Annotated in this window: 6 protein-coding genes; 2 read left to right on the plus strand and 4 right to left on the minus strand. The window is 69.8% G+C overall.

Going from position 1 to position 6,582, the window contains the following annotated elements; genetic code table 11:
• Positions 1–77: 77 nt before the first annotated feature.
• The 4 genes from GWK61_RS51765 to GWK61_RS51780 all read right to left on the minus strand — a co-directional run bounded on the left by GWK61_RS51765 (position 78) and on the right by GWK61_RS51780 (position 4,308).
• Positions 78–896, minus strand: coding sequence for a GOLPH3/VPS74 family protein (locus GWK61_RS51765; protein ID WP_194921531.1), 819 nt, complete (start codon positions 894–896; stop codon positions 78–80).
• A 740-nt stretch (positions 897–1,636) separates the two neighbouring features.
• Positions 1,637–1,786, minus strand: coding sequence for a hypothetical protein (locus tag GWK61_RS51770; protein ID WP_194921533.1), 150 nt, complete (start codon positions 1,784–1,786; stop codon positions 1,637–1,639).
• Positions 1,787–2,315: 529 nt separating this feature from the next.
• Positions 2,316–3,470: an S-adenosylmethionine:tRNA ribosyltransferase-isomerase gene (locus tag GWK61_RS51775; RefSeq protein ID WP_228564386.1), complete on the minus strand. Its 1,155-nt coding sequence runs from the start codon at positions 3,468–3,470 to the stop codon at positions 2,316–2,318.
• A 1-nt stretch (position 3,471) separates the two neighbouring features.
• Positions 3,472–4,308: an SDR family NAD(P)-dependent oxidoreductase gene (locus tag GWK61_RS51780; protein ID WP_194921535.1), complete on the minus strand. Its 837-nt coding sequence runs from the start codon at positions 4,306–4,308 to the stop codon at positions 3,472–3,474.
• A 147-nt stretch (positions 4,309–4,455) separates the two neighbouring features.
• On the opposite strand from GWK61_RS51780, the gene GWK61_RS51785 reads away from it, so the two are divergent.
• Positions 4,456–5,625 (plus strand): GAF domain-containing sensor histidine kinase, encoded by a 1,170-nt coding sequence (locus tag GWK61_RS51785; RefSeq protein WP_228564387.1) that lies wholly within the window; start codon positions 4,456–4,458, stop codon positions 5,623–5,625.
• Positions 5,609–6,304, plus strand: coding sequence for a response regulator (locus GWK61_RS51790; RefSeq protein ID WP_194921538.1), 696 nt, complete (start codon positions 5,609–5,611; stop codon positions 6,302–6,304). Before GWK61_RS51785 ends, GWK61_RS51790 begins: the two co-directional genes overlap by 17 nt.
• Positions 6,305–6,582: the final 278 nt, after the last annotated feature.

Genomic DNA, 6,582 nt, shown 5'->3' on the forward strand with positions numbered 1-6,582 from the left:
GTTGGAGGGGGATGACGGGTGAGCGGCGGCGGGGTGAGCGGCGGCGGGGTGAGCGTGATCAACCTGCGGCGGACGGATCAGCCGTGATGGTGGTGCCCGCCGCCGACGTCACCTGAGCCCATTTGGTGGTGGCCTGAGTGAGAGGTGTCGATCGACGTGTGATGATGGCCGCCGCTGGAGCTGTGCGAGCTGTACATTTCGAGCCGGTATTCCTGGCGCAGGACCATCGTCAGCTCTTTGGTCATCTTCGCGATTCCGCTGGACAGCGCCTCGGCCACGGCGTTCGCCAACTCGACGTCGGCGGCGGTCACCACGGATCGCACACTCTCGGCGACTCCCTGCGGGACGGTGAACCGGGCCAGCCGCCGGCGAGCCATCAAGCGATGCGGCCCACGGTAGAGGTGCGAGCCGAGACCGCAGACGTGCACGATGCCCGCCAACGCTTGGTCCTGGACCGTGGCGGAGGCCTCGCCGTGCGCCACGGCATCGATCCGAGCCCACGCTTCGGCCAGTCGTTCGTGATCGCGCACCGTGATGCGCGTCGTTCGGGCGAGGCCCTGTCCGCGATACTCGATCCGGATCACCTGCCGGCGCCCCAACAGCGCGATGTACTGGCCGAGCGTTCCGGCTTCAGCCGGCTTCCCTCGCAGCCACACCTCGACCTTCGGCGGCTTCGCCTCGGTGCTCAGCGAGCTCAGGCTGTGGTCCAGCAAACGATGCCCGACGGACGAGGGGTCCTTAGTCACGATCCGGCCCTGTTCCACGGCGACCCGCCCGGCCAAACTCAGCTCGATCAGTTCCACGGCCCGCAACGCGGGCGACATGCGTTCGACGTTCCGGACCCTGCCGTTGCGCGGATGGACGGCAAGCAGCAGAAGGCCCTCCCCCAGTGTCATAGCTCTGAGGCTAGAGGTATGTGGTGTTCTGGGCCATAGAGCTGGTCGCTAGCCGACCGGGGGCCGCGACAAGTCGACGCCGTCTTCGCCGCCGGGCTGCCTCGAACGGGTCCGCCCGACAGCGTGGGGACGAGGAACTGCTGGTTCATTTCACCGTCTACGAACACGATGAGGTACTGCCCTTTGTGCGCCGTGCGCTGGAAGTACCAGAGCTGGTGCGGCAGCGCGTGAGCGGGCCAAAGGATCGGCGATTCACCACCCTTGGCCTGGTAGGCGTCAAGAGCCAGCCCACTGTCGCGGCTGATGAGCACGAACGGACCGCGTGACTTCCGACGAAGGCCGAGGGTTCCGACGATGTCATCGGTCTCAATGCTGATAAAGCCCGGAACGCCTACCTTGCCTTTAACCGGCTCGCGCCGTGATGCTGACACTCTTCGCCCGCACTTCGACGGCCGGGACGCCAGAGGTCCCCTGCCGCAGCAGAATCTCACCGGTACGTCGTTCTATCAGGCCAGACCCCGAACGGTTCCGACTGAAGGCCTTCACTCACCAATGCCTTAGTCCACGGGCCTTGTTCGAATTCGGACCTTGGGGTGCCGGATTATGCCATACCGTGGTCTCGTGACGCGGTGGCAGGTTTGGGTCCCGACTCTGCTCGTTGCACTCGTCGGAGCCATAACTTCATACATTCTCAACGTCCTGGCAGGGCGCCATGATGCGATAAAGCAGCTTGGTTCATCTCAGGCCGCCAAGTCAGCTCGGCGACGCCACCGGGTGCTGGTGTCGTTCTGGATCTTCATTACCGCGGCCGCCGCGGTCGCGTCGAGCATCCGGTCCTCAGGCTCGTCACCGCCATCGTCGAGCACAGCCGGCTCAACGGCGGGCGTCATAGGCTTCAGCGGCGGCTGCGCCAGGTTTCAGATTTTCGCGCAGAATCGCTGGGAGCCCTATGGGACGGCCGTTCGAAATGAACCAGACGTCACATCCAAAATGGTAGGCAGCTTTGCAGGAAACTACAGCATCTCCGTGAACGGATGGATTCATTCAACCGTTGCGTACCCGACCAACACCGCCCCCTGGAACAGTGACATTTGGTTCCACCTCGCGGATGGGTCCGGCTGGGTATCCTTCGCAGGCGTGCGCGGAACACCGACGGCTCATGATCCCACCGGGCTGTCGGACGGAGGAGCACCGCCGCCCGCGACGGCGAAATGTCAGGGATCTGAGCAGTAATGCAGACCGGGTCTATTCTGCTTGGATCCACTTGCGATTGTTGCTCCACTCCGCCCGACTTCGTCGCCTCCCGCAGCCTTTGACTACGCAACCTCGGCGACGAGCTTGTCTTCGACACCGACGACGCCTGCTCACAGCAAAGCGGCCCGGATCCCCGGACCGCTGCTGCCCACCCCCGATCTGTGGCTAGCGAACCAGAATGAGGTTCACGTCCCCGAACTCATGCCACAGATACCGCCCCGCCAGCGCCGCGGTGTAGCTGGCCCGGATCAGGCGTGGGCCGGCGATCGCCGTCAGCATCAGCAGGTGCGATGCCTCCGGCTCGTGGAAGCCGGTGAGCAGGCCGTCGACGGCTCGGACGCCGCGTTCTGGTGTGATGATCAGCTCGGTCCATCCCTGGCCGGGATGGACCGTCCCCTCCTCGTCGGCTGCTGATTCCAGGGCGCGGACGGCTGTCGTGCCGATCGCTATCACGCGGCCGCCTCGGGCGCGGACGTGGTTGACCAGCTGGGCTGTCGCCTCGGGGACCGAGTACCACTCCGCGTAGGGCTTCTCGTGGGCTTCGGGTGAGGCGACGCCGGTGTGCAGTGTGATCGGTGCGATGTAGACGCCCTTGGCCACCAGGCGTGCGACCACGTCGGTCGAGAACGGGCGGGCGGCGCTGGGCATCTCCGCGCTGCCCGGGACGGCGGCGAAGACCGTCTGGTAGGCCGTGATCGGCCAGTCGCGGTCGACGTAGTCGTAGCGGATCGCGCGGCCGTGCCGGCTCAGGTAGTCGGCGACCGACATCCCCAGATCGAGCCGCGCCACCCACAGTCGGCTCGTGTACGGCCGCAGCAATGTGACCGTCGCGCCGCCGGTGACGCGCAGCCGCAGTCCCGGTTCGGCCGGGCTGTCCGGGTCCGGCGAGCAGGGCTCCAGCGCGAACGGCTTGGTCGAGCCGTCCCCCATCGGCCGGCGCAGCTCGACGATCCACGCGTCCGGGTCCTGCGGCGTGCCGGTCGACACGTGCAACACCACCGGGACGCCCGAGTCGAGCACCACCGCGTCCAGCGCGGCCGGCAGTGTCCCGGAGTTGTTCACCACCAGCAGGTCGCCGGGCTCCAGGACGTCCGGCAGGTCGGCGAACACGTAGTGCGAGACCTCGGGATCGTCGGCGCCCCGCCCGCGCGCGACCAGCAGCCGCACGCCGTCCCGGTCCAGGCCGCGGGCCTCGGCGGGCTTGCGGGCCAGCAGGTCGGAGGAGACGCGGAACCCCGGGCCCAGCGGTCCGGCCGGCATCGGTCCGGGCCGGGAGGAGGAGGCGTTCACGACCGTGGGCTCGTGCAGCAGGACCCCCATGTCAGGCCACCTCCAGACCGGAAGCTTCGGAAGCCTCGGAGGCCTCAGCCACCTCAGCCACGCGACCCCGCGGCAGCAGATCAGAAGCCTGATACCGCCCCGAAGGCCGCCGCTCGTCGATCAGCCGCAGGAACCCCGGCACCACCGTCTCCGGCAGCGGCAGATCGCTGATGTCCTCACCGGGAAACGCGTCCTGGTGCATCTGCGTCCGCAGGTCGCCCGGATCCACCGCCCACACCCGCACCTGTGACTCCTCCAGCCCCAGAATCGCCGAGGCGTGGTCCAGCGCCGCCTTGGACGCCCCGTACCCGCCCCAGCCCTCATACGGCTCGACCGCGGCGTCGGAGGAGATGTTGACCACCTCCCCGCCGTGCTGTCGCAGCTGGGGCAGCAGCAGTTGGGTGAGCGCCAGCGGCGCGACCACGTTCACCGCGAACGTCTCGGCCAGCGCCTCCAGCGGGAAGGCCGCGAGCGTCGGCATCGGCGACCCGCCGAGGCTGGAGGCGTTGTTCACCAGCAGGCTCGCGCCGCCCAGCTCGGAGGCGGCCTCGGCGAGGTCGGCGCGGTGCGCGTCGTCGGTGACGTCGCCGGGCAGCGCGACGACCGTGGTCAGCTCCGCCAGCTCCGCACGCACGGCGGCCAGCCGGTCGGCGGTCCGGGCGTCGATCACCAGCGACCAGCCGCGCTCGGCCAGGCCGCGGGCCAGCGCCAGGCCCAGGCCCTGGGAGGCGCCGCTGATCACCGCCACCGGGTTGCTGCCGCCCCACGCGCCGCCCGCCGCCCGGCCGGCGGCCGTTTCGGCCTGCTTTGTATCGGTCTGCTTTGTCGTCGTGTTCATGCCCTTCACCCTGCTCCGCGACCCGGCCGCGGGGATCGGGCCCGGGACCGGAGTCGGGCACCGCCCTTGGTCCTAGGACCGGCGACCTAGGACCGACCGGTCCCCGGCCCGATGGGGCGGCGCGATCATCGGCGATACCCTGCGAACATGAGCCCCCAGAACGCGCTGGACACCATGCGCCGCCTGTCGGCGGCCGTCCTCGCGGTCAGCCGGCACCTCGCCACCGACGAGGTGCTGCAGACGATCGTGGCCACCGCCCGCGAGCTGATCGGCGCCGAGTACGCCGCGCTCGGCGTGCCCGACGGCGCCGGCAGCTTCGCGCAGTTCCTCGTGGACGGCATCAGCGACGAGCAGTGGGCCGCGATCGGGCCGCTCCCCCGCCAGCACGGCATGCTCGCCGTGATGCTCGAAGACCCGGCGCCCCAACGCCTCCCCGACATCCGCCAGGACCCGCGCTTCCGCTGGTGGCCCAAGGCGCACCCGGAGATGGACGCCTTCCTCGGCCAGCAGATCCGCGACGGCGACGAGATCCTCGGCGCCCTGTTCCTGGCCAACAAGGCCGGCGGCTTCACCAAGGACGACGAGGAACTGCTCGGCGTCCTGGCCGGCCACGCCGCGATCGCCCTGCGCCATGCCCGGCTCTACGAGCGCGAACGCGAGCTGGCCATCACCCGCGAGCGCAACCGCCTGGCCCGCGAACTGCACGACGCCGTCGCCCAGAAGCTGTTCGCCCTGCGCCTGACCTCCCAGGCGGCCGCCGACGTCCTGGACACCGACCCGGCCCGGGCCCGCGCCGAACTGGAGCAGGTCGCCACCCTGGCCAAGGAGGCCGCCGAGGAGCTGCGCTCGGTGGTCGTCGAGCTGCGCCCCGCCGAGCTGGAGGAGGACGGCCTGGCGGTGACGCTGCGCAAGCACGTCGAGGTCCTGGACCGGGTGAACCAGACCGCCGGCGGCCCCCGCGTGACCTTCGAGGGCGCCGACGTCAAAGCGCTGTCACCGGCCGCGGAAGAAGTACTGCTGCGCGTCGCCCAAGAAGCGCTCCACAACGCGCTGCGCCACGCCGACGCCACCAAGATCAGCGTCCGCCTCCACGAAAACTGCCCGACCGCCACCAAGTCCTGCGGCGGCGCCGCCCTGGAGGTGGCCGACGACGGCGTCGGCTTCGACCCCGCCGCAGTCCGCCGCGCCGGCCGCAGCCTGGGCCTGGTCTCGATGCGCGACCGAGCCAAATCGGTACGCGGACGCCTGGACGTCACCTCGGCGCCCGGGGCGGGAACGACGATCCGGCTGGAGGTGGACCGTGGGCGCGCGTCCTGAGGTCATCAGAGTACTGATCGCGGACGACCACCGCATGGTCCGCCAGGGCCTACGCACCTTCCTGGAGCTGCAGGAGGGCATCGAGGTGGTCGGTGAGGCGGCCGACGGCGCACAGTGCGCAGAGCTGGCGGCCGAGCTGAAGCCGGACGTGATCCTGCTGGACCTGGTGATGCCCGGCGTCGACGGCGTCGGCGCGATGGAGCTACTGCGCGACGCGGGCTCCACGGCGCGCGTCCTAGTGGTGACCAGCTTCACCGACCGCCGCATGATCATCCCCGCAATCCGCGCCGGCGCCCGCGGCTACGTCTACAAGGACATCGACCCCTCCGCCCTGGCCGCCGCAGTCCGCTCGGTCCACGCCGGCCACGTACTACTAGAACCCGAGGTCGCCGCAGCCCTACTGGACTCCGGCAGCAGCGGCGAGGCAGGCCCGCAGGCCCCGCCACTGACCGCCCGCGAGCGCGAGGTACTGGTGCTGATCGCCCAGGGCCGCTCCAACCGCGAGATCGCCCGCGCACTGGTGCTCGCCGAGAAGACGGTGAAGACGCACGTATCGAACATCCTGATGAAGCTCGGCGTCTCCGACCGGACGCAGGCCGCGCTGTGGGCGGTGCGGCACGGGATCGCGCCGGAGGATGAGGAGCGGGGTTCGGCGCGGCGGGCTTCGCGGCAGTTGTAGGGAGCTGGGCTGGCAACGGCGGAGCCCCAAGCGAGCTGGTGCGGCCAGGCGGCCGGTCGCGGTGAAAGACCGGTGCCTCGACGGCTGCGGTTGGTGACGGGTCTGCGCGACCGGTGGCGTGGTGAGGGGGTCCGAAGGACCATGGAGGGTGTTGGTTCTGGGTCCCTCGCCGCGTCAGCGGGCGCAGCCAACCTGCCCGGTTTGGCGGTGTCAAGCCGGGCGAGGCTGGACCACAGCAGCAGGGGTGCGGCTTGATTCCGCCAAACCGGGCTGGTTCC

The organism is Catenulispora rubra (genome assembly GCF_015356825.1).
In the GTDB taxonomy this organism is placed as follows: domain Bacteria; phylum Actinomycetota; class Actinomycetes; order Streptomycetales; family Catenulisporaceae; genus Catenulispora; species Catenulispora rubra.

Bases quoted from the DNA above. Each gene is read 5' to 3' on its own strand.
- GWK61_RS51765 (WP_194921531.1), bottom strand. From the start codon at position 896: ATGACACTGGGGGAGGGCCTTCTGCTGCTTGCCGTCCATCCGCGCAAC.
- GWK61_RS51770 (WP_194921533.1), bottom strand. From the start codon at position 1,786: ATGACGCCCGCCGTTGAGCCGGCTGTGCTCGACGATGGCGGTGACGAG.
- GWK61_RS51775 (WP_228564386.1), bottom strand. From the start codon at position 3,470: ATGGGGGTCCTGCTGCACGAGCCCACGGTCGTGAACGCCTCCTCCTCC.
- GWK61_RS51780 (WP_194921535.1), bottom strand. From the start codon at position 4,308: ATGAACACGACGACAAAGCAGACCGATACAAAGCAGGCCGAAACGGCC.
- GWK61_RS51785 (WP_228564387.1), top strand. From the start codon at position 4,456: ATGAGCCCCCAGAACGCGCTGGACACCATGCGCCGCCTGTCGGCGGCC.